This is a genomic window from Paenibacillus rhizoplanae (assembly GCF_042684125.1).
GTDB classification, from domain to species: Bacteria; Bacillota; Bacilli; order Paenibacillales; family Paenibacillaceae; genus Paenibacillus_AQ; species Paenibacillus_AQ rhizoplanae.
The window spans coordinates 1-21,170 of record NZ_JBHUKY010000062.1 but is presented as its reverse complement, the minus strand read 5'-3'; the positions used below and the strand labels follow the sequence as shown (position 1 = coordinate 21,170).

Genomic DNA, 21,170 nt, shown 5'->3' with positions numbered 1-21,170 from the left:
TTCATAAAAACTGCCCCAAAGCTAATGCTTTGGGGCAGCCCGTAAGCTTATTCTGTTATTTCTGCGCTGCGAGGAACGCATCGATCTGTGTCTGCATTTCAGTCTGTACTTTATCCAGACCTGCTGATTTCAGCTGCTTGATCAGGTCTGCCTGACCTTTAGCCAGATCATCGATCAAGCCATACTCAAGCGGAATCGCATAACGCAACATCACGTTGCCGATGTTAGCCACTTCGTTCTTCACTGGCGTAGTGTCGAAGACGAAGGTTTCCAGCGGGAAGTGATAGATGCTGGACTGCCAAGTGTTGAACATATCGTCCGCTTCTTTAGGATACGCTGCATCCTGACGGTTCAGCGGGGAGTTCCAGCCCCAGTTCGAGAAGCCAGTGTAGTTAGCGGCAGCAGGACCGGCGGTGAACTTCTTGTCGCCTTCCGGATTGTAGTTGCTTCCGGCGATACCGTACATAGTCAAGTCGTGAATTTCCTTGTCATTCTGCAGCAGATCGAGCAGCATCAGGGCGCGCTCTGGGTTCTTAGAGGTCGCATGGACGGACATCCCGTTCTGTGTAGAGATCGCAGCAATTTTCTTTTTGTCCGGGGTAAGGTCAGCAATGCCCAGCTCTACATCCGGTTTGTCACGGCGCATTTCAGCCAGGTTAGCCGCTACAGTACCCAGATTGTGCGCATAGGAGGATACCTTGCCTGCTTTCACATCCTGCCATACATCGTTTTTGTTGCTGACTACGTTCTTGGACCACGCGCCGTTATCGGCCAGGTCTTTGTAATATTGAAGCAGGGAAGTGAATTCAGGTGTGTCATAGATATTGAAGACTTTACCGGATGCATCATCCAGCTTGTACGCCAGCGGAAGCAGGCTTGCATCTACCAGGTTGAAGTTGTTGTTCTGCTCCAGCAGCGTCTGATCCAGCTCATGGAATTTCCAGCCGTCTGCAGGCTTGGCACCGAATGCGGTGATGCCTTTCTCATCTTTGGCAATGGCCTTCAGATAAGTAGCATATGATTCAGCACTGTTGATTTCAGGCAGATTGTGTTTTTTGCGCAGATCCTCACGGTACAGCACCACTTTGTCGGTTACTTCAACATTGTTATTAGGAACCATGTAGAGCTTGCCGTCCACCTTGGCTTGCTGCCAGTTCACTTTCGGCATCGCTTCCCAGGTCTGTGGCATGTATTTGGTCAGCATATCATCTGTTAGCTCCAGGAATCCGCCTTTCAGCGCCTGATCGTTATAGAAGGCCCAGTTCGCTGTATATACGAGATCGAAGTCTTCGTTCGCTGCGAATTTCAGCGGATATTTCTGGGTCCAGTCGGACCAATCGAGGAATTCAGTTTCTACTGTGGCATTGATTTTCTCTTTGAGCTTGGTGTTCAGCTCTCCGAAGACCTTGTCATAATCGCCAGGCTGTGGCCCGAGCAGAATCATTTTGAGCTTCACTTCTTTGGAGGTGTCCGGAGCACCGGAATTTGTTGCTCCTTCCGATGTCGCCGGAGCCTTAGTGGCCTCCGCTCCTGTATTTGCGTTATTATTGCCGCCGCAGGCACTGAGGACCGTTCCAAGCGCCATCATCGTTGCAAGCGTAACTGTTAGTTTCTTTTTCTTGTTCATCATGACCTGTATTTCCCCCTTAAGTAATAGTTGCCCTAAGTCTTATATTGATAACCAGGTTACCCTGTGATCATCCTTTGACTGCACCAATCGTAAGTCCTGTTACAAAATATTTCTGGATGAACGGATACGCCAGCAGGATCGGTCCCGTAGCCACAATCGTCATGGCCATCTTCAGACTTTCGGTTGGCAGGTCCGTGTTGACCACCGCACCGGAAGCCATCATCGCCTTACGCATTCCATCCATATTGCCTAACATTTTGTAGAGATAATACTGCAGCGGCATCAGCTCCGACTTGGAGATGAAGAGCAATGCGTTGTACCAGTCGTTCCAGTAAGCCAAGGCAATGAACAGACCAATGGTCGCCAGGGCGGGCTTGGACAACGGCACAATCAGCTGCATGAAGATCCGGAAATCGCCGGCTCCGTCTATTTTGGCGGATTCTGTAATGGCATCCGGGATGCTGCTCATGAAGGACTTCATGACAATAATATAGAAGACGTTCATCATCATCGGCAGGATCAGTACCAGAAGCGTATCCTTCAGATGCAGATAGTTGATGATCATCAGGTACCATGGAACCAGACCGCCGCTGAACAATGTAGTGAAGAAGAAGAAGAAGGAGAAGCGGCTGCGCCATTTGAAATCTCTCCGGGACAGCACGTAGGCTGTCATTGACGTCAGGAACAATCCGACAATAGTACCGATGGCCGTAACGGAGATCGTCACGCCATAGGCTCTGAGCATCTCAGCCGGATACTTGAACAGCAGGCTGTACGCTTCTGTCGAGAAGGCAGTCGGGAAGATCTGGAACCCTTTCTCGATAATCGCGCTCTCTTCACTCAGAGAGGAAGAGATAACCAGAATGAACGGGAAGATACAGAAGATGGCCAGTACCGTAAGGGTTACGTATCCGATGATGGATAGTAGCATCTTGTCCCGGCCCTCAGGCTTTCTGCGTACTTCCGGTGATTTAATATTTGCAGTGGTTGAACTCATTGGGCATTACCTCCTTGTCCTAGAATAGAGCGCGATCCTTGTCGTATCGGCGTACAGCATAGTTGGCCAGCATGATGGTTGCGAAGCCGAGCAGGGATTGGTAGAAGCCGGCTGCCGCAGACATCCCGATTTCATTGGATGTGGTCAGCGAGCGGAAGACGAAGGTGTCGATTACGTCTGTGGATGAGAACAGCAGGCCGTTGTTGCCGACCATATTGTAGAACATCCCGAAGTCTCCGCGGAAGATATTACCGATCGCCAGCAGCACCAGAATGATGACAGTCGGCATCAGGTTCGGAATCGTAATTTTCATAATGCGCTGGAAAATATTCGCGCCGTCAATTTCGGCGGCTTCGTACATCTCGGTGTCAATGCTGGTAATCGCGGCCAGATACATGATCGTTCCGTAGCCCAGTGTCTTCCAGGCGGAGACAATGACCAGGATAAACGGCCAGTAGGCTGCCGTATTATAGATATCCACCGGCTGCATACCGAGTCCCTTCAGCAATACGTTAACGGTACCTACATCGAAGTTGAACAGGTTGTACGCAATGGCTCCAACTACAACCCAGGAAATGAAATAAGGCAGGAACAATACCGTTTGGGTCAGCTTGCGGAACCATTTGCCCGCAACCTCGAACAGCAGGATCGCTGCAAAGATCTGAAGCCCGTTGTTCACAACGATGAATGCGATGTTATATAACGCTGTATTTCGGGTTACGCGCCAGGCGTCACCGGAATCAATGAAGAATTTGAAGTTATCCAGTCCGTTCCACGGACTGCCGAATACCCCGCCAGTATAATCAAATTGCTTAAATGCCAGCACAATACCCGACATAGGCAGATAAGCAAAGAGCAGAAAGAACAATACAGCCGGTGTCAGCATAAGAAGCAAGGATCTGTATTTCTTGACATCGTCCCAGAATCCGTGTTGTTTCTGTTTCATCTTGAATCCCCTTTCCCATTCCCATTTCTCTATAGCCTTATTATAAATAAGCGTTCTTCCGGTGTGGATTAGGGCTATCAACTAAAAGTAATACTTTTTCAACGATCGGTTTAAAATATATGCTTTCCAAAAACACAAAAAACGTTGCCTCTGATTTGGAAATCAGGACTGGCAACGTTTGGTAATCTTCAACTTAGATTTTCTGTTTCTTGCGGTATTCCCCCGGTGTCATGCCTGTGATCTGCTTGAACTGCCGGTTGAAATAGATAATATTCTTATAGCCCATCCGTTCGGCAATCTCATAGATCTTAAGCGTCGGATCACTTAGCAGCTCGAACACTCTGCCCGTCTTGCGCTCGTTGACATACTCGCTGAAGGGAACACCGTATTCTTCCTTGAACAAGAAGCCCAGGTAGTTCGGGGTGAAGTCGAAGTGGGCGGCTACCTCCTTCAGCGTGATCTTCTTCTCCAGATTCTCCTCCACATAATTCATAATCTCGTCGATCAGCTTGCGCTTCTGCCGCTGCCGCTTCACGTACAGCAGCTCCGACAGCTCGAAGAATCTCCGTCTCATCCACGACAGAATATCATGAATCGTCTCGAACTGGAACAGGATGTCCGGCTGATGGGACTCCCACTGGAGCAGCTCATACAGATTCTCATTCTGCTGCTGAAGATCAGCATGCAGCTTGGAGGTAATACGGATAATCAGCTCATAGACGTCCTTCTTGCCGGCATTCGTGAACAGCTCCAGCAGATGATCGTCAATCGCCACCAGATCGTACTGGATGATCGCTTCCAGCAGCTGCACAACCGTCTGTTCGATCCGGGCCCCCGGCGTACCGCGCGGGGAAGACTCCAGGTTATCACGGATCAGCCGGTTCTTCCCGAGCAGCCACTTCGCGCTGAGTGCGGCCGTTGCCTGCTGGTAAGATTCATGCAGCCCCGCTTCATCCTGGGCGTAACGCCCGACCCCGATGGTTAAGGTGCAGGGAGAGCTCCCGGCCATCTGCTTAATCAGCTCATCCAGCAGACTGAGGAAGCTGTCCGAAGGATGGCTGCACAGAATCACGAACCGGTGATGATGGACGGGAATCAGGGTTCCCAGCTTGGTGCTCTCCACGAAGGCTCTGATCAGTGAAGCCATCTGCCGCGTCTTGACACGTGCATCCTCCTCGGACAGGTCGCGCATTTTCCATTCCAGATCATCGATCTCGATAATCGCTGCGGCCGCTCCCTTCATGAGCAGCGGATTCAGGGCGCTGCGCAGATGCGGCTCTGCCGGTTCAGGCGATGTATCCTCGAACCAGCGCAGAATCAGCTCCTTATTCACCAGGGATAGCGCTTCGGTGAAGGATCGGCTCTGCTCCCGTTCCTGCTCCAGAGCGGCAGACAGGGATTCCAGCATGTCGTAGAGATCCTTGTCTTCCACAGGTTTCAATAAATAGCCGGAGGCATTGATCTCAATCGCTTCCTTGGCATAGCTGAAATCCTCGTGGCCGCTGATGAAGACAATTTTGACCTTCGGATGAATGACCTTAGCCCGCCGCGCGAATTCTGTACCCGTCATAATAGGCATCCGTATATCGGACAGGATGATATCCACCCGTTCCTGTTCCATGATCTTAAGCGCATTGAAGCCGCTGTTCGCCGTCCCTACCACTGCCAGATCGAGCGGGCTGGCCAGCACTCTGCGCCGCAGCCACTCCAGATCGATCGCTTCATCGTCAACCAGTAATACATTGATACTCATCGCAATCTTGTCCTCCTGTATGTGTACATGACCCTATGACGCTCAGCCATTCGAATTATGGCGCCTGTCTTACAGCTCCTCGTGACCCTGAAGCCCGGCAGGGAGCAGCAGCCGCACGGTTGTACCGCCACCGTAGAAGCTGGCAATCGTCACCCCGTACGCATCACCGTATCTGAGCTTGATCCGCTCATTCACATTTTTCACACCGTAACCGCCCGACTGGCTCGGCCCCTGCATCATACGCTTGACCACCTCGGGACGCATGCCAATCCCGTTATCAATTACCTTGAGTTCAATATTGTCCCCCACACGCTTGCCGGTCAGCCGGATGGCAATGGTCTCACCGAACCAGGCGTGCTTGAATATATTCTCCACAAAAGGCTGCAGCAGAAGCTTAATCACCTGCATATGCATGATCTCCTCGTCCACATCCACGTGCAGCGTGAAGGCGTCCGCATATTTGACCCGCTGGATCTCCAAGTACGTAGCCACCTGGTCCAGCTCCTTCTCCAGTTCAATATAGACATTGCCCTGATTGAGCGTCAGCCGGTAGAACCGGGACAACCCCTGGACCATCTCCGTGACTTTGCCGATCTCCCCGAGATTAGCCAGGCTGCTGATCGTAGAGAGCGTATTATATAGAAAATGCGGATTGATCTGTGCCTGCAGGGCCTCCAGCTCCGCCTGCTTCTTCTGAATTCCCTGCACGTACACGCTGTTGATCAGCCCCTGTATGTTGGAGGCCATATCATTGAAGGAATCCGCGATCTGCACGAATTCATCATTGCCGGAGAAGCGGATGCGCTTCTGGAAGTTCCCGTCCTGGAAGGAGCGCACCAGGCCTACGATCCGGCTCATTTTGCGTCCCGATATCCGTGCCACCACATAACCGATCAAAGTCATGACCAGGAAGCTCAGACTACAGACAGCAATAATCACCCTGCGCAGCCGGCCGGCATCCTGGGTCAGATATTTATGCGGTACCATCGCTTCAATTATGAAGTTACTGCCCGGAATCTGTTCCTGCAGCCTGAGGAAATTCTCCTGTCCGCTGCTATTATTGGCAGGACCCCGCAGGAATAGAATATCCCCCGTAGTCTCCTCCACCAGCCGCAGCGTAATGCCTTCCTCCAGCGGGAAAGTATCGAAGCCGCCGAACAGGTCCTCCAGCGATACCGTAATCCGCACATAACCGATCAGCGACTTGTAATCACTGAAGTTGACGAGTCTGCGTACATGTGAGAGGTTGCCCAGCTTCTGGTCTGTATCAATCTGCAGCCACAAATTATCACGCTTGGAATCCTTCAGCGACCGGTACCACCCGCTGCCTGTAATATCGTCCAGGGGCAGAATATAGTAGTCACTGACAATGATCGGATCATCCAGATTATCCCCGGACACAATGTTCAGATCAGGGTTCGGGGTGTAGAGTATGAAGCGGATCTTATTCCCGAACAGCTGCAGCGGCGCGGTAATCTGGGGGACAATTTGGTCAAGCATCGTCAGATAAATCTCAAACGGTGTCCCCTTCATCTCAAGCGCACGCTGGAACGGCTGGCTGCCGAACAGGTTGTCCGACATCCGCTGAATTTCATCCATCTGATAGCGGATATTGTTCCTCGACTGCTCCATGCCTGTGCGGATGTTGGACTCGGCCATCTCTGTCCGGGAATCAGTCAGCATGGAATACGAGATATAGCCGATGAACACATCCGTGAGGAGAACCAGCAGCAGATAAGGAATCATCATTTTATAGGTGAACGGCATGTACTTCTTAAGCTTGGGCATCATTCGCTGGACATCCTCTGCATGGAATTCGTTATAGCTATTCTATTCCGAAACGGACTGCAGCACCACTTCCGCAGACGCAAGCCCTGGAGCTACAGCCCGAACCTGAATGGCGCCCGCTGCGGCAGAAGTCTGAATCAGCGCCAGACACCATCCGTTAAAAGCACGCCGCAGCACCGACTTATCCGGCTCATGGCTGCTTGGATTGCTGTTGCCAACCCCGAGCAGCGCCCCCGCTCCCGTCACTTCAAAGCGGATCTCGTGATCCGCCGCCGGAACAACGTAGCCCTGCTTGTCCAGCACGGCTACGCGAACCGGAATCGTATCCGAGCCGTCCGCCTGCGCCTCCAGCCGGTCCGGGAACAAGGCGATCTGGTACGGCTGACCGGCGGTGACCACAGTTTTCTCGGCGATAACATGGCCGCCCCGTTTGCCGGCGGCTTGCAGCTCACCGGGTTCATAGAGAACCTCCCACGACAAATACCCGTTCGTATCCACCTGCTGCTCACCCAGACTTCTGCCGTTCAGACTCAGCTCAACGGTATCGGTATTTGCGAACACCCGCACCTCCACCGGCTTGCCCTCAGACCCGGGCCAGTTCCAGTGCGGAAGCACATGGACCATCGGCTCCTCCCTCCAGACAGACTGCATATAGTAGTAGCTGTCCTTCGGGAAGCCGCAGGTGTCCATCAGCCCGAAATGCGAATTGATGCACGGCCAGAGATGGGGAGTCGGCTCTCCCCGGTAATCGAAGCCTGTCCACATGAACACGCCGGTCAGGAAGCGGTGCTGCACCAGATCGCTCCATGCCTGCTGCGGGGTACAGCCCCATGAAGGAATGTTCGTGCCGTATTCAGAGCAATAGCCCTTGACCGGATCATCCTCATAGATGCCCCGCGTAGCGGTATAACTGGCACATTCACTGCCGATCATTAGGCGGTCCGGGTATCGCTCATGATCATGGAGGTCAATGCTTACGTCTTGTCTGTGCCCGTAATTATAACCTGTAATCTCGACAGCGTCATTATAGCCATTCTCATGCCAGCCATGGTTCATCGCTGCACAAGTCGGACGGGTCGGATCAATACGGCGCGTCCAGTCTGCCAGTGTCTTCAGTACCCGGGCGCCCGTCAAGGTGCCTTCAAGCACCTCTTCGTTCTCCAGGCTCCAGATGATTACGCACGGATGGTTGCGGTCACGGTAGAGCATCCGCGACAGCTGGCTCAGGCCGTTCGGGCTGCTGTCCAGCTTACGGTTCTCATCCATCACCAGCATGCCAATCCGGTCACAGATATCCAGCAGCTCAGGCGTTGGCGGATGATGCGCGCTGCGGTAGGCATTGGAGCCCATCTCCTGCAGCAGCTTCAGCTTATATTCAATGAGGCTATCAGGCAGCGCTACGCCGACCCCGGCGAAATCCTGGTGATTGCAGGTCCCCTTGATCAGCAGCGGTTCCCCGTTCAGGAAGAACCCTTCCTTGGAGTCGAAACGGATGCTGCGGATGCCGAACACGGTCTCATACCGGTCAAGCTTTTGTCCGGCAACCCTAATGACCGACTCCGCCTTATACAGATAAGGAGATTCAGGGCTCCAGAGATTCGGCTGCTCCACGCAGAAGCTCTGCTCCAGCTCTACTTCCGCATACCAGTCTGCATAAGCCTCCGCCGTCCCCTCACCGACCTGTATTCCATCCGCATCATAGATAACCGTGTGCAGAGATATCTGCTTTCCTTCGGTATAATCATTGCGGATACGGGTAGAGAGATGAACGGATGCCTGTTCTTTTGCCACCTCCGGTGTCGTAATGTAAGTGCCGTATTCAGCCACATGCAGGCAGTCCGTGGACTCCAGCCAGACATGCCGGTAAATGCCACAGCCTTCATACCACCAGCCCTCACATTCTGTAGCATCCACCTTGACGAGTATGACATTCATGCCCTCCTCACCATAGCGGAGCACATCTGTCAGATCATAACTGTACCCGATATAACCGCCCTGATGCGAGCCGATCAGATGCCCGTTGACCCAGACTGTGCTTGTGCCTGATACCCCGTCGAAGCGGATATTCCACTTGGACCCGTCAGCATCTGCCGGAAGCGCGAAGGTTTTGCGGTAGAAGCCCGTCCCTCCGGGCAGATACCCATGGCTGCCGTCCCTTGAACCTAATCCCTCATCCCGGACATACTCCTGCTCCACACACCAGTCATGCGGCAGGCTGACGGCCGTCCATTCCAGCTGCTGCTCACTCATTCCTTTATCATGGTAAGCGATATCCAGCCACTCCCCCTCCCTAAGAGAGTCCGTATCTGTAATACCGCCGGTCATTCCACCCTTAACTGCATAAGGAATATGAAGCTCCCCTTGATAAAAGCCCCAGTCCCTGTCAAAGTTCACTTTGCTTCTTGCCATTTCCGTCCCCACTTATGTGTCATCCTCCTTAGCAGAACTAATATTCATATTGTAGTGTAGATTCACACCGCGCGGTTAGCACAATGCTAAGAATGAATAGCACAAAATGAATAATACCGGGAACACGCCAAATAGCCTGGGGAGGATTCGGAAGCAGCTCCCCGGGCTTGTAAGACATGACTTCGTACGAACTATTTCCTACAGGCGGCTTCATACGGCTTATTTCACTGCTTCTCGCTGACTGCCCCGCCCGCTGCAACCTTCGCATTGAAGGAGAGCTGGTTCAGCTTCTGGATGGTCTCTTTATTGTAGGCTTCCCCCATGAAATTCGGCTGGCCGCCAATGATTTTGACCGGAGTGATACTGCTGGTTACCCCAGAAGGGTTGATGGTGAAGTTAACCAGCATGGAATGCAGGGTCTTGTCTCCGCCCCGTGTAGAACGGTTGAACACAAAATTGCCCAGTGAATAATAGATCGGCTTATGCTTGTAATATTCAATACCCATCAGACAATGACTGTGCGCGCCAAGGATGATATCCGCTCCGCTGTCGATCATCTGCTTGGCCAGCTTCCGCGCATACGCCTCCGGGTAATCCTTGAATTCCTGATTCCAGTGAATATATACAACCGTATAATCATTATCCTTGGCAGACTTCTTAATCGCACTCAGCAGCGGCTCTGCCGTATAGGCGGAGGCTGCACCCGGGCTGTTCTTGCCTGCATACCAGGAGGGGGCAGACAGTACACGGCTTGTTCCAAGAACCGCGATCCGCTTGCCCTTGACGGTCTTAACATACGGTTTGAAGGCTTCATCGATATTAGCACCTGCACCGGTGTGCCCAATGTTGTTCTTATCCAGATGGACCAGCGTGTCCAGCATCGCGGTTCTGCCGTAATCGAGAATATGATTATTGGCGACGGTCACGCCGTCGATCCCTGCTGCACTTAATCCCGCGAGTGCCGCCGGCTTGGAGCGGAAGGCGAATGTCTTGCTGGCCGCAGCCCCGCGCACCGAGACCGGAGTCTCCAGATTGGCAAAAGCAAGATCTGCCTTCTGCAGCACCGGCGCTACCTTAGCGAACGGGAAATCAACGCCATATTTGGCAATCTGGTCGCCGACAAAGCCGTCCAGCAGAATATCCCCGGCAAACGTAAGGCGAATCTTCTCCTTCGGAGCGGCCCCCTGGGCGCTTATACCCGCAGCCGGGACCAGCAGAAGCAGAATCATGAACATAAAAGCATATCTGCGCAAAGTTCTCTAACTCCTTTTTCAAATGTAATGTAATGATGACTGTGACTAGGAAATATAGAACAGAACGCAGGATGCACTCGCGCTTGCCTGCTGGTAGAACTCCCGGATGGCCTTGAAGTAAGTTAAGATATAATCAAAGAACTCCTCCGCCTCATCATCCTCGATAAGCGGGTAGATTCCTTCCTCCATCATCTGCCGGAAATCATAGTGTTCCCGGAGCCAGGCTTCTTCTATTCCCTCCAGGGCCTCTGCGGTTAGCTTCACCTCATCCGGTTCCAGGGCAAACACCTCGGCATCCGAATAGTGCCCGATATAATGACTGCTTAGAGGCACAGCCGCGCCCAGAGGCGACTGATTGCCCTCCTGTCCGCCATTCAGTGTATAATGTAGAGCTTGCCAGGACTTATCAATATCAAGCTTCGGCCCGATCCCGTGCAGGCTCACTTCTTCATTCCGGATCGACTGAAGCAGCTCAGCATTTACAGCCAGATAATTGCCGATCATCCCCATGAGATTGTCTCCTTCTTTCTTATGTCTTGACGCTATTCTACTACACTGGAAGGAAACAACCAAATGATGGGTGAACTTTGCTAGATTTGCGCTTTTTTAAGCACTGCCCGGAAGCAGCTCAAGCCGCCCCACTGGTCTGTACGCACGGCATCTGCCGGAAGATTGAAATCCGTCTCGCCCCAATATTGAAATCCGGCCTGCAGCAGAATCTCATTCATCCGCGGCAGATTGACGGTCGGATGATCGAAGGTCAGCACCAGCAGCCCTTCTCCATTGAGCGTTCTATGAAACTCGCGGACGGCCAGCACCGTTTCCTGTACCGACAGATGCTCCAGCACCGAGATACAAAAAACCGTATCGAAACACTCATCCTCATAAGGCAGCGAGGTCAGATCTGCCTGGGCTAGATGCAGTCTATTCATCGGTCCCGCCTCCACCTGCCGGGCTGCCGCTGCTCCGATATCCTCGGTGATATTCTGCATAATCGCTTCATGCGACAGAATCCGGGCATCCTTATCACAGGCATAGACCTCAGCGCTATGCTCAGCAAGATAGAATTTGAGCGGGTGAGAGATTCCGCAGGCTGCATCCAATACCACATCATGCGGTGAGATGAAATGGGTACACCATTCGTATTCATACGGACGGCTCCACCAGGCTTCCGGCAAATCATAAATCAGCTTGTCACGGCGTGCATCGGTATTCACAAAAAAACGGGAGACGTAAGGATGTGTCGGCATGGCCAGGACTCCTTTACTCGTGGGGATTTCGGTAGTCAGAGTATATTCACGAATCCCGGTTTCATGCTATAACCTCGCAGCAGCCTGACATGGGGATTATTTCGTAAGCTTCATTAGGGTGGATGGCTTCGCAAGCAAAACAGGCGCTACCCGTTAACGGACAGCACCTGCTCAGCGTAATCTATAGGACTTGTATCTATAAAATCTACTTATACATAATAGCTAAGCAGCTTCGCATCGACGCCTTGTCTGGCGATCAATCCGTCCAGCATTTTGAACCAGTCATGGTCTGAGGTGCAGCGTTCCGGCTGGGCTTCGAACCAGGCCACCGAGCGCTTCACGCCTTCCGCGAACGGCAGGGTGGCCTGGAAGTCAGGCACCAGACGTTTGATCTTGCTGTTGTCGAATACACTGCTGACTGCCTGATCCCCGATCAGCCCGTCCGCCGTTCCCGCCGGGGTGTTCGCAGCGATGAAATCTGTAGACATGTGTACAACCTTCGGCTCACGGCCTGCGGCCTCTCCGATGGCCGCATAGATCTGATTCCAGTTCAGCACCTCATCCGAGGTAATATGAACCGCTTCTCCAATCGCCTCAGGGAGTCCCAGCAAACCAACGAAGCCTTTGGCAAAATCCGTATTATGCGTCAATGTCCATAGAGAGGTGCCATCGCCATGAATGACGAGCGGCTGGCCCTTGCGGATACGTTCCACTAAGGACCATGGATGACTCCAGCTGGTCAGCGCCGCCGGAATGGCTGTATCTCCGTAAGTATGGGAAGGACGGACAATCGTCACCGGGAAGCCGCTGCTCTGATACGCTTCCAGAAGCAGCTCCTCAGAAGCAATCTTGTCCCGGGAATACTGCCAGTACGGGTTCACCAGCGGGGTCTCTTCGGTAATCAAATAATTACGCTGGGGCTTCTGATACGCCGAAGCCGAGCTGATATAGATATACTGCCGCGTCTTGCCAGTGAACAGGTCAATATCCGTCTGCACATGCTCCGGCGTGAAGGCAATCCAGTCGACGACAACATCGAAGTCATACCCCTTCAGCGCCTCGGCGGCCTGCTCCTTGCCACGGATATCACCGTGTATCACCTGTGCGCCCTGCGGCACGAAGCTGCTGCGTTCTCCACGGTTGAACAGATACAGTTCTATTCCCCGTTCCACTGCCAGCCGGGAAACCGCCTGACTGATAAGTCCCGTACCTCCGATAAATAGAACCTTCATCTGTATCCTCCCTCTCTCTTAGCCAATAATTTCTTCAATTCGAGTCAGTATATCCTCATTCAGCTCAATGCCGGAAGCCTTCACATTCTCCTCCACCTGCTCAGGGCGGCTCGCGCCCACCAAGGCACTGGATACATTAGACTGGCGCAGAATCCAGGCCAGTGCCAGGTTGCCTACAGAGATATCCAGTTCAGCGGCAACCTTGCCCAGCTCCTGAACCTTCGTAAGCTTCTCCTCCGTAATTCCTTTGCGCATCCAGTCGAGCCGGGCAGCCCGGCTGTCTGCCGGAATATCGGAGACCGAACTGTATTTGCCGGTCAGCAGACCTTGAGCGAGCGGGGAGAATACGACTTGTCCGATTCCCTTGTGCAACCCAAGCGGGATAATCTCCTTCTCGATATAACGTTCAAACATATTATAGACCGGCTGGTTGACCACGATATGATCCAGCAGATACCGGTCAGCAACCGCTAGAGCTTCGGTCATCTGCGCCGCTGTCCATTCACTGACTCCCACGTAGAGCACCTTGCCCTGACGGACCAGATCATCCAGCGCGCGCAGCGTCTCTTCGATCGGGGTCTCCGGATCATACCGGTGACAGTAGAGCAGATCCACATATTCAGCGCCCAGCCGCTTCAGGCTGGCATGGCATTGCTCGGTAATATGCTTACGGGACAGGCCGCGGTCATTGGGACCGTCACCCATGACCCCGAACACCTTGGTCGCCAGCACGTAGGATTCGCGCGGATAGCTGCTTAGGGTAGCTCCCAGCACCTTTTCCGCCGCCCCCTTCTCATAGACATTCGCGGTATCAAAAAAATTAATGCCCAGGGAGTAAGCGGTTTCAATGGCCTTAACGGCATTGTCCTGCTCCACATATCCTCCGTAGGTCAACCAGCTTCCCAGGCTGATCTCACTGACCTTCAGTCCGGTCCCACCTAATCTGCGGTATTTCATTCATCCCTTGCTCCTCTCTGAATCCGGCGGGTCCCGCCAACCGGTTGCTATATGCACCTACTTATTCTAGAACAATTTGGTAGAAATTGAAAGCGGAGCGGACGGCGGGACCATCTGGTTGCGCTCCATCAGCGCCCACAATTGCCCTGCCAGTTCTGCTGCTGAATAGGACGTTGCACGCGTAACCAGCTGTTCGATCATGCCGGTCATTGCCACAGCCAGAAATTGCACCAGGATTCCCTTGTCCATCATCTTGTTAATGCCGCTCATATCCATCTGTTTGTCGAACCCCCGCATCAGTACCGCCTGCAGACGATTTCGGAACGCGGGAACCCCCTGGTTAGCCAGTGCCGCTGCATAGAAGGAAGCGTGCTCATCGAGGTAACGGAACGTATAGTGCAGAGCCGCCTCTGTGGGAAAAAGCGCCTGCTCGCCGCACGGCAGACAGCTGTCAATCAGCTTGACAAAATGTGTCCTGATGCACTGATCCAGCAGATCGTATTTGTCGGTAAAATGCGAATAAACGGTGCCCCTGCTTACATTTGCCCGCTCGGCAATTTCGTTTATCGTGATTTGTTCGAAGTTCTTCTCTGCAATCAGCTGGATAAAAGCTTCAATAATAGCCTCCTGCGATTTACGTATCCTTCTATCCATAGATAACCCCTTCTTCGTCCCGTTCGCCTTGAATTGTACACTTCTCCAGATTCTGTACAATACTGAACAGATTCCGAAATTCTAGCAATTGATGCAGCTATACCACACTGGTAGGATCATTATAGTGAACGTCTACCTGTAAATCAACAGAGGTTCAAAATACACGGATCGGAGGATTTAGCTATGCATGCAATTGCTATTCAGCATTATGGTAATCCCGAAGTATTCACAGAACAAGTACTCCCTACTCCCTCTATCACGGAGAGTCAGGTGCTCATTGAAATGTACGCCACAACTGTCAGTTCCGCAGACCAACTGGTGCGCTCAGGCGCATTCAAGGATGTGGTGCAGCTCCAATTTCCGCATGTGCTGGGTGTAGAAGTAGCCGGAATAGTGAGGGCGGCGGGGAAAAATGTGTCACGGCTGAAGGTGGGCGACCGCGTCATGGGGCTCTCCAGATCCGGCGGCGGTTATGCAGACTTCTTAGCCCTGGAAGAGAACTCAGCGGTTGTTATTCCGCCCGAGCTTTCCTATCAGGAAGCTGCCGCACTGCCCGCTGCTGCCTTGTCAGCCTGGCAGTCCTTATTCCAGTACGGCCAGCTGCATTCCGGCCAGCGGATTCTTATTCACGCAGGCGCTGGAGGCGTGGGACATCTTGCGGTGCAAATGGCCAAGCAGCACGGCGCCTATGTCTTGGCCACAGCCCGGGCGTATAATCATGAATTTGTGCGGCAGCTTGGAGCAGATGAGGTTATTGACTACACGACCACTGATTTTGCAGAAGCAGCCGGCACAGTAGATGTTGTACTGGATATGGTGAGAGAGACGGAAGTTGATGAGGATACTGGAATAGGAGCAACCGAACAGAAGAACCTCCAGATTCTGCGGGACAACGGCAGGCTGATCTCCCTGGTAGACCCACTGATCGCCACCCACCCCAAGGTTCGCGGAATCGAAGCCCAGTTTGCCTATATCGAGCCGAACCCAAGGGATCTGGCTTCCATTATCCAGCAAGTCCGCGAACATAAGCTTAAGGTGCATGTGGAGGAGATTTTCCCGTTTACTATGCAGGGGATAGTAGAAGCACATAATCATTATGAGACCAGGAAGGTTCGGGGGAAATTAGTGATCCTGAGACAACAGGGATAGAACATTATACCAAGATAGATTCCAGATGAATATTCAGCACCCGGATCACACGTTGTTTGTTCATCCTGTCAGGCTCAAGCATGGCATGAAGGGCCAAGCCGTCAATCAGGGCATACAGCCGTTCGGCTTCATCATCCTTATCCAGCCCCTGCTTGAAGAGCGCATGCTGATCCAGATAGTCAATAATTTGCACAATCAGCGGATAGATCGCATCATTAAGCTCAGTAGCTCTCTGCCCGCCAGTCTTGAGATGGAAGGTAAAGGCGAACCATACCTCCATCTCAGCCATGCTGCTGTCGTCCGTAGGGAGCAGCTCCAGCAGCACTTTCATAATCTGCTCCCGCGGAGGAAGCTCCGACTGCATAATATCCACAATCCTCGCTGTTACGCGCTCCTTCACCAGATTCATAGCAAACTCCAGCAGTTCATGCTGAGTGGAGAAATAATGGCGCAGCGCGCCCAAAGAAACACCCGCCTCGGCAGCAATATTACGCACCGTAGCCCCTTTAATTCCCTGCCGGATAATGACCCGCCAGGTAGCTTCGGCAATATTCGATTTTCGTTCGGAATGATCTACTATTTTTGGCATGCCCATATTGTAGCATACCGGAAAACATAAGCACAATTTAAATAATACAGTTGTATTACTTAAAATCCGCTGTTATACTTCGATTAGGCTATAACTACTATCAACTATAACAAGGGGTGCGATATGAATCTGGTTGCATGGGCGATTGTTACCTGTGAGGTCTTGTTCTGGGTGGTCATTCTTGCAGGCTTTACAGCACGTTATATCTTCAAGCGGCCAACACTGGGGCTGATTTTCCTGGCGATGACTCCGGTCCTCGATCTCCTTCTGTTAATGATCTCCGGCGTGGACTTGGCACGAGGCGCTACCGCTACGACAGCACATGCGCTTGCAGCCGTGTATATCTCCGTGTCCATTGTATTCGGTAAAAGCATGATCGCTTGGGCCGACGAACGCTTCCGCTACTATGTTACCAAGCAAGGGGCGAAGCCGGCCAAGCGTTACGGCATGGACCATGCCAAGCATTATTTCCAGGGCTGGGTGAAGCACCTGCTCTCTTTTGTGCTCGCTGCCGGGATTCTGTATGGTCTCATTATCTGGATTGACGATGCCGCCCGCACGGAGGCCTTGTTAAGTATCCTGAGCGTATGGTCCGTGGTGGTCGGCATTGACCTGATCATCACCGTCACTTATTTCATCTGGCCACGACAGGCCAAAGGTTCAAGCTGAACAGAAAATTAAGAGGCTGACTCGAAAGCCATGAAATGGCTGCTTGGGACAGCTCTTTATTGCGGAGTGGGATCAACGTGAGCACTTGGGTGGACGCTCCGCAAACAGAACGTTGTTCCAATCACTGTTGTGTCCAGATTTCTTTCATTCCCCCTTAGCGGTGAAAATCCGGACACAAAGGTGAACGCTTCGCTTTTATACAATCGTTCTGCCCGCTCCGCTGTTTAAGCGGAAAATGATAGGTCCATCCTAAAAAAGTCGCTCATACCGGTAAAATGGAGGTACCACCCAACCATTCCCAAAGGAGCGATGGGTTAGCCCCTTTTAGCTTCGATGATGACTCAGGTACTTTGCGGAGGAGCCAAAATATATCTAGAGTAAAGGGCTGGATTAACCAGCCCCTCCTCATCAAACCGTACGTGAGGTTTTCCCTCATACGGCTTTCCGATGTTTGTCATTCATGAGCATGCAGATCACAATAGCGTTTTTAGTCCATTCATGTTGGCTATATACTTGACTTCAGATAGTGAACTCATCCATCTTCTGCGCTGTCTCTTCTTCGCGTACCACCGGGTTAATCGCTGCAGAATATACCAGTCTAGCTTAGCTAATCTCTTTTGGCTGTAGTTCGTGTAGTAATAATTTCTCCATCCTTGTATCTTCGGATTGAGCCATTTCACGTGTTCCGCAAACGATTTAGATCGCATGCCGGGCGGTGCTAATCTATCTTTGACCACGCCTCGAATACGTTCCTCTGCCTTCTTCGTTAGCCACTGCTGGGTGGTATAGTACACCTTCCCTTGAGAGGTTTCTGCTTTCGTTTTTCGGTGGTGCATTCCTAAGAAGTCGAATCCTTCCTCTCCTGTCCACAGGCCTACAATGCGAGTTTTGACCGGGTGTAAGGTTAACTCTAGACGTTCCATAATCCTGCTTATGAGCTCATAAGCATGTTCGGCGTCCTTTTTGGTTTTACAGACCACCACCAGGTCGTCTGCATACCTTGTCAGTTCTCCCAACCCCCTTCCGTATTTCTCCCATAGTCGGTCAAAGTAATTCAGATTGATATTCGCCAGTAGCGGTGAAATCACCCCACCTTGCGGTGTGCCTAAATCGGAACGCCTTACGTTTCCTTCTTCCATCACACCCGCTTGAAGCCACTTCCGTATTAATTTCAGGATTCGCCTGTCATTGATACGCATTTGTACCAATTTCATAAGTTTCTCCTGGTTAATATTGTCGAAGTAGCCTTGGATATCGACGTCGACTACCCAATTCCCTTTGCGGTTGCAGGCTTTCCGGATTCGATCCAGCGCTCTTTTCGCACTTCGCTTCGGGCGAAATCCGAAGGATACTTCTTCGAAGTCTGCTTCAAAGATCGGTTCAATCACGAGTTTCGTTGCCATCTGTATGACTCGGTCGCGCACCGTCGGGATACCCAGCGGTCTTTGTTTCCCGTCTTTCTTTGGGATATAGTGCCGCCGTACGGGCTCTGGATAGTAGCTGCCTGCTTTCAATTCTCGCTCACAGTCCTTCAGGAACCGTATTTCTCCTTGTGCTTCAATATCTGCGAGCGTCACGGCATCTACTCCAGCCGCTCCCTTGTTTGCCTTAACTCGTCTCCAGGCTTCACTCAGCACATCCCAGCGATAGACTTTGTCGTACAGCGCATGGAATTTACGCTTGTTGTTCTCCTTGGCCGCATGACCTAGCTTTTCTTGGAGTTCTTGAACTTTTTCTTTGGGTGTCGTTAGCCGGTTGGCATTCACTCACTCGTACCTCCTCCAAAAGCGTAAACAAAGCAGGGCTCCTTCCCTCCCTAAGGTTATGTTGTCCTTAGGTTCTTCGGTACTACGAGCCCCTCGGACTCCCTTCCCACAGACGGTTCATTTCGTCTTTTGGACTTATAGAGCGCCTATTTACGGGTTTCTAAAAAAAAAAACCCCCGTGTGGGGGAGGGTCTCCCCAGTTCACTGCATTATCTTTCAACCCATGCCGATCCCTATACCCCGGAGGATTCTTCACTGTTGTTCCAAGTTCTGTACAGCTTCCTTGGCCTTCGTCCATGAAAGCGGGACTCGGCTTCCTCTCTTCCCCTTCGCAGGGCCTTTTTGACGACGCGGCAGGATTCACTTGATGTTACGGCCTGGGTTGTTGCTCGCCCAGTCTCTGACCGGTACTTTTGTCGATGCGCTTTTACACACAGATTTCGCCATGCGCAAGCATCCTAGCTACAAGAGTGGCTTGGCCCCTCTCTTGGTTGGACTTGCACCAACTAGATAATGCGTGCCTCTGGGCACGCCTTTCAAAAAAGCCGGCTATTCGCCGGCTCTTATATTTTTCACCGTCCGCTGCTCCAGTGAGAAATGCTTGTATATTCTATCCCCGCCATCGCCAGTAGGGGCCTGCGCCAACAACCCGACCTTGACCGTGTCTCCCACCGGTAGGTTAAAGAAACGCATCATGTCAAACCGTACGCCGTCGGTCGAATAATGAAAAGCAAAAGCATTCCCGGATCTGGCGGCCTGCAGCCATACCTCATTGCCTTCAATATTGCAGCCATTCGCATCATCCGAGGTCTGGTTCGTAACTACGCTGACCACAGCATGGGTATCGAAATCCGTCAGCTCAAAGCAGGCCTTCGCCCAGACCGACAGATCCTGCATTATCATAATGGACGAAGAATCGTACGTATCCCGGAAGTCATGACTCACCTTCACCCGCAGTACGAAATCCCCGGATACTTCAGTATAGAAGAACGGCGCATTGGTCAGGCTCTCAGGCGTCAGCCCTTCTTCCGCAACCGCCCCGTTATTGCAGAAAAAATCACTGTTAGCAGTAGCTTCTAATATAATACTGTCATCCTCAAACCTGATGTTCCCCTCATTCATCCACTGGTATGTTTCGAGATCAGTCTTGGTCATTTGGTAGTCCTCCTATTTTTGGGAAATTCAAAATATACTACTATTATATTTCAATCCTTAGCTAAATCCCAGTTAATACTATTTATTCGTTTTTTTGATTCATTAAATACATAGCTTAACCTTCACTTTTTGAACAAGTCTGCTCAAATCCTCAATATCTTCCTTCTCTAACTCATTGGCGAATTTATCAATATTAAAATCCTTAATAATATTTTTCACTTCATCGAGGATTCGTTGTGAGACTACACCTTTATCAATTTGTAAATCTGCTAAGCAAACATAAAATATAATTTTCTCAACTTCCCCCTCCTCTATAGCATTGGATAACTCGTACAAGCATCTCCCTCCTGCTTGGAGAGTATTTAGTCCATCACTTATTGAAGTATTAAAAACTTCACGTATGTATTCACTAAATTCTTTATAACTCCAAACTTTCATATATTCCCCCTCTTATCCCCATTCATCAACTTTTGATTATATTTTTCAATATCCTGCAAAACCTTCTCAGCATCCTCGGCTGCTAATTCTTGCTTTAAGGTTGTGGAGGAAATATCAATAATACTATTTAATTCAAATTGTATATCTTCTCTAAGATAATTTTTTTCAAGAGAAAGAAGAGCAACTGTCAAATAAACAACTAGTTTCTCAACGTTACTCCTTACGATTCCACGATGATATTCAACAAGCAATTTTTCTGTGACTTGCGATAATGATAAGCCTTCCTCCAAAAATTCTTCAAAATCTTCCGCAATAAACTGTTCAAGTTCTTTATAATTCCAGAGCACTTTACTTCACCTCTACTTTGTTAACATCTCTTATGAAGGAATTATAATCAACAGGTAATTCTTTAAGTGAAATTAACACATTATTAACTCAACTTTCGCAGCTCAAATCCCCAAACAAACCCTTGATATAGCTGGGTAAACCGGAGATCCAATCCTGTAGTTGACAAAAAACTGCTGTTTTGTTCTTC

At 51.2% G+C, this 21,170-nt stretch carries 19 protein-coding genes; 2 read left to right on the top strand and 17 right to left on the bottom strand.

Translation table 11 applies throughout. From position 1 onward, the window contains the following. Nucleotides 1–55: 55 nt before the first annotated feature. From ACFSX3_RS25450 to ACFSX3_RS25395, 12 genes are all read right to left on the bottom strand, one after another. Nucleotides 56–1,630: a DUF3502 domain-containing protein gene (locus tag ACFSX3_RS25450; protein ID WP_209993460.1), complete on the bottom strand. Its 1,575-nt coding sequence runs from the start codon at nt 1,628–1,630 to the stop codon at nt 56–58. Between the two features lie 67 nt (nt 1,631–1,697). Further along, nucleotides 1,698–2,627 (bottom strand): carbohydrate ABC transporter permease, encoded by a 930-nt coding sequence (locus ACFSX3_RS25445; protein ID WP_209993461.1) that lies wholly within the window; start codon nt 2,625–2,627, stop codon nt 1,698–1,700. 19 nt (nt 2,628–2,646) lie between these two features. After that, nucleotides 2,647–3,573, bottom strand: coding sequence for an ABC transporter permease (locus tag ACFSX3_RS25440; RefSeq protein ID WP_036721498.1), 927 nt, complete (start codon nt 3,571–3,573; stop codon nt 2,647–2,649). Between the two features lie 193 nt (nt 3,574–3,766). Beyond that, a complete protein-coding gene (locus ACFSX3_RS25435; RefSeq protein ID WP_209993462.1) occupies nt 3,767–5,326 on the bottom strand; it encodes a response regulator in 1,560 nt (519 codons plus the stop codon). A 69-nt stretch (nt 5,327–5,395) separates the two neighbouring features. Beyond that, the gene (locus ACFSX3_RS25430; RefSeq protein WP_209993463.1) at nt 5,396–7,117 is read right to left on the bottom strand and encodes a sensor histidine kinase; all 1,722 of its coding nucleotides are present in this window, start codon (nt 7,115–7,117) and stop codon (nt 5,396–5,398) included. 39 nt (nt 7,118–7,156) lie between these two features. Beyond that, nucleotides 7,157–9,523 carry a beta-galactosidase GalA gene (gene galA, locus ACFSX3_RS25425; protein WP_209993464.1) on the bottom strand — a complete coding sequence of 789 codons (2,367 nt, stop codon included), beginning with the start codon at nt 9,521–9,523 and terminating at the stop codon, nt 7,157–7,159. A gap of 224 nt (nt 9,524–9,747) precedes the next feature. After that, entirely contained in the window at nt 9,748–10,752 is a 1,005-nt protein-coding gene (locus tag ACFSX3_RS25420) for a CapA family protein (protein ID WP_417629296.1), read from the bottom strand. A gap of 69 nt (nt 10,753–10,821) precedes the next feature. After that, the gene (locus ACFSX3_RS25415) at nt 10,822–11,286 is read right to left on the bottom strand and encodes a YfbM family protein (protein WP_209993465.1); all 465 of its coding nucleotides are present in this window, start codon (nt 11,284–11,286) and stop codon (nt 10,822–10,824) included. A gap of 80 nt (nt 11,287–11,366) precedes the next feature. Further along, nucleotides 11,367–12,026, bottom strand: coding sequence for a class I SAM-dependent methyltransferase (locus ACFSX3_RS25410; protein WP_209993466.1), 660 nt, complete (start codon nt 12,024–12,026; stop codon nt 11,367–11,369). 209 nt (nt 12,027–12,235) lie between these two features. Continuing rightward, entirely contained in the window at nt 12,236–13,258 is a 1,023-nt protein-coding gene (locus tag ACFSX3_RS25405) for an SDR family oxidoreductase (RefSeq protein ID WP_209993467.1), read from the bottom strand. A gap of 18 nt (nt 13,259–13,276) precedes the next feature. Beyond that, entirely contained in the window at nt 13,277–14,215 is a 939-nt protein-coding gene (locus ACFSX3_RS25400) for an aldo/keto reductase family protein (protein WP_209993468.1), read from the bottom strand. A gap of 66 nt (nt 14,216–14,281) precedes the next feature. Then, nucleotides 14,282–14,869: a TetR/AcrR family transcriptional regulator gene (locus ACFSX3_RS25395; RefSeq protein WP_209993469.1), complete on the bottom strand. Its 588-nt coding sequence runs from the start codon at nt 14,867–14,869 to the stop codon at nt 14,282–14,284. Between the two features lie 183 nt (nt 14,870–15,052). Here ACFSX3_RS25395 and ACFSX3_RS25390 point away from each other — a divergent pair, with 183 nt between their 5' ends. Further along, entirely contained in the window at nt 15,053–16,018 is a 966-nt protein-coding gene (locus ACFSX3_RS25390; protein ID WP_209993470.1) for an NADP-dependent oxidoreductase, read from the top strand. 4 nt (nt 16,019–16,022) lie between these two features. Here ACFSX3_RS25390 and ACFSX3_RS25385 read toward each other — a convergent pair whose 3' ends face one another. Next, nucleotides 16,023–16,607, bottom strand: a complete 585-nt coding sequence (locus tag ACFSX3_RS25385) for a TetR/AcrR family transcriptional regulator (protein ID WP_209993471.1) — start codon at nt 16,605–16,607, stop codon at nt 16,023–16,025. A gap of 123 nt (nt 16,608–16,730) precedes the next feature. Here ACFSX3_RS25385 and ACFSX3_RS25380 point away from each other — a divergent pair, with 123 nt between their 5' ends. Beyond that, nucleotides 16,731–17,276, top strand: a complete 546-nt coding sequence (locus ACFSX3_RS25380) for a hypothetical protein (RefSeq protein ID WP_209993472.1) — start codon at nt 16,731–16,733, stop codon at nt 17,274–17,276. A 473-nt stretch (nt 17,277–17,749) separates the two neighbouring features. Here ACFSX3_RS25380 and ltrA read toward each other — a convergent pair whose 3' ends face one another. The 4 genes from ltrA to ACFSX3_RS25360 all read right to left on the bottom strand — a co-directional run bounded on the left by ltrA (nt 17,750) and on the right by ACFSX3_RS25360 (nt 20,982). Beyond that, nucleotides 17,750–19,042 (bottom strand): group II intron reverse transcriptase/maturase, encoded by a 1,293-nt coding sequence (ltrA, locus tag ACFSX3_RS25375; RefSeq protein WP_209993473.1) that lies wholly within the window; start codon nt 19,040–19,042, stop codon nt 17,750–17,752. 549 nt (nt 19,043–19,591) lie between these two features. Next, complete coding sequence (locus tag ACFSX3_RS25370) at nt 19,592–20,197, bottom strand: DUF1349 domain-containing protein (RefSeq protein ID WP_209993474.1); 606 nt, start codon at nt 20,195–20,197, stop codon at nt 19,592–19,594. A 102-nt stretch (nt 20,198–20,299) separates the two neighbouring features. Beyond that, a complete protein-coding gene (locus ACFSX3_RS25365; RefSeq protein WP_339223591.1) occupies nt 20,300–20,635 on the bottom strand; it encodes an Imm3 family immunity protein in 336 nt (111 codons plus the stop codon). Beyond that, nucleotides 20,632–20,982, bottom strand: coding sequence for a hypothetical protein (locus tag ACFSX3_RS25360; protein WP_209993475.1), 351 nt, complete (start codon nt 20,980–20,982; stop codon nt 20,632–20,634). Before ACFSX3_RS25360 ends, ACFSX3_RS25365 begins: the two co-directional genes overlap by 4 nt. Nucleotides 20,983–21,170 lie beyond the last annotated feature (188 nt).